General features: G+C 66.0%; 1 protein-coding gene. It reads left to right on the top strand.

All coding sequences use genetic code 11. The features are described from left to right. Positions 1–138 precede the first annotated feature (138 nt). Positions 139–1,359, top strand: a complete 1,221-nt coding sequence (locus N825_RS35590; protein ID WP_037462359.1) for an ABC transporter substrate-binding protein — start codon at positions 139–141, stop codon at positions 1,357–1,359. The last annotated feature ends 86 nt before the right edge of the window (positions 1,360–1,445 follow it).

The following is a 1,445-nucleotide window of genomic DNA, read 5'->3' as shown; positions in this document are numbered from 1 at the left end:
CATGATCCCGAACGACCAGCTCGAGGCGAACATGGGGAAACTGCACGAGTACTTGGGCGTTTGACGCACGAGGCGTGTTTAACGAGACAACGAACAGAACAAGCCCAAGGACGGGGAACGGGGAACAAGATGACCAAGATGCTGAAACGGATGCTGGCCGGGACCGCGCTCACGGCACTGTCGGTGGGCATCGCCACCGCCGCGAACGCGCAGGGCGCCATCTCCGACGGCAAGATCAAGATCGGTGTCCTGAACGACCGGTCCGGCATCTACGCCGACGTGGCGGGCGAGGGATCGGCCGTGGCGGCCCGGATGGCGGCGGAGGAGTTCGGCAACGCGATCGACGGCATGCCGATCGAGGTCGTGGTCGCCGACCACCAGAACAAGGCGGACATCGCGGCCAACATCACCCGGCAGTGGATCGACCGCGAACAGGTCGATGTCGTCGCCGACGTGCCGAACTCGGCGGCCGCCCTGGCGGTGCAGGAGATCACCCGCGACAAGAACCGCATCTTCCTGATGTCCGGCCCGGGCAGCTCCCGCCTGACCGGCGACGCCTGCTCGCCGACCGGCCTGCATTGGACCTACGACAACCACGCCCTGGCGGCGGGCACGGCCCGCGCCCTGACGCAGGAAGGCAAGACCAGCTGGTACTTCCTGACGGCAGATTACGCCTTCGGCCAGTCGTTGGAAGCCGAGACCACGGCGGTGGTCAAGGAGTTGGGCGGACAGGTGATGGGCGGCGTCCGGCACCCGCTGGGGAACTCGGACTTCTCGTCGTTCCTGCTCCAGGCGCAGGGTTCCGGCGCCCAGGTGATCGGCTTGGCCAACGCCGGCAACGACACGACCAACGCGATCAAGCAGGCGAACGAGTTCGGCATCACCCAGGCGGGCCAGACGCTGGCCGGCATGCTGCTGTTCATCTCCGACGTCCACGCGCTGGGGCTGGACGCGGCGCAGGGACTGGTGGCGACGACGGGCTTCTACTGGGACATGGACGACGAGACCCGCGCCTGGTCGGCCAAGTACCAGGAGAAGATGGGCTCCAAGCCGACCATGGTCCACGCCGGCGTCTATTCCTCGGTCAAGCACTACCTGAAGGCGGTCCAGGCCGCCAAGACGGACGAGTCGAAGGCCGTGGTCTCCAAGATGCACGAGCTGCCGATCCAGGACATGTTCGCCAAGAACGGCAAGCTGCTGTCCAATGGCCGCATGGTCCACGACATGTACCTGGCGCGCGTCAAGTCGCCGTCGGAGAGCAAGGGTCCCTGGGACTACTACGACATCGTCCGGACCATTCCCGGTGACCAGGCCTATCTCGACGCCGCCGCCAGCGGCTGCAAGATCGCCCAGAAGTAAAGGGAAGACCCGCAATGATGGAGCTGCTGGGGGTGCCCCCCCAGGTCCTGTTCGGTCAGCTCCTGCTGGGGCTGATCAACGGGTCC

Source organism: Skermanella stibiiresistens SB22 (assembly GCF_000576635.1).
Taxonomy (GTDB): Bacteria; Pseudomonadota; Alphaproteobacteria; order Azospirillales; family Azospirillaceae; genus Skermanella; species Skermanella stibiiresistens.
The sequence above is the reverse complement of the archived record's forward strand: the minus strand, read 5'-3'. Positions and strand labels throughout refer to the sequence as shown.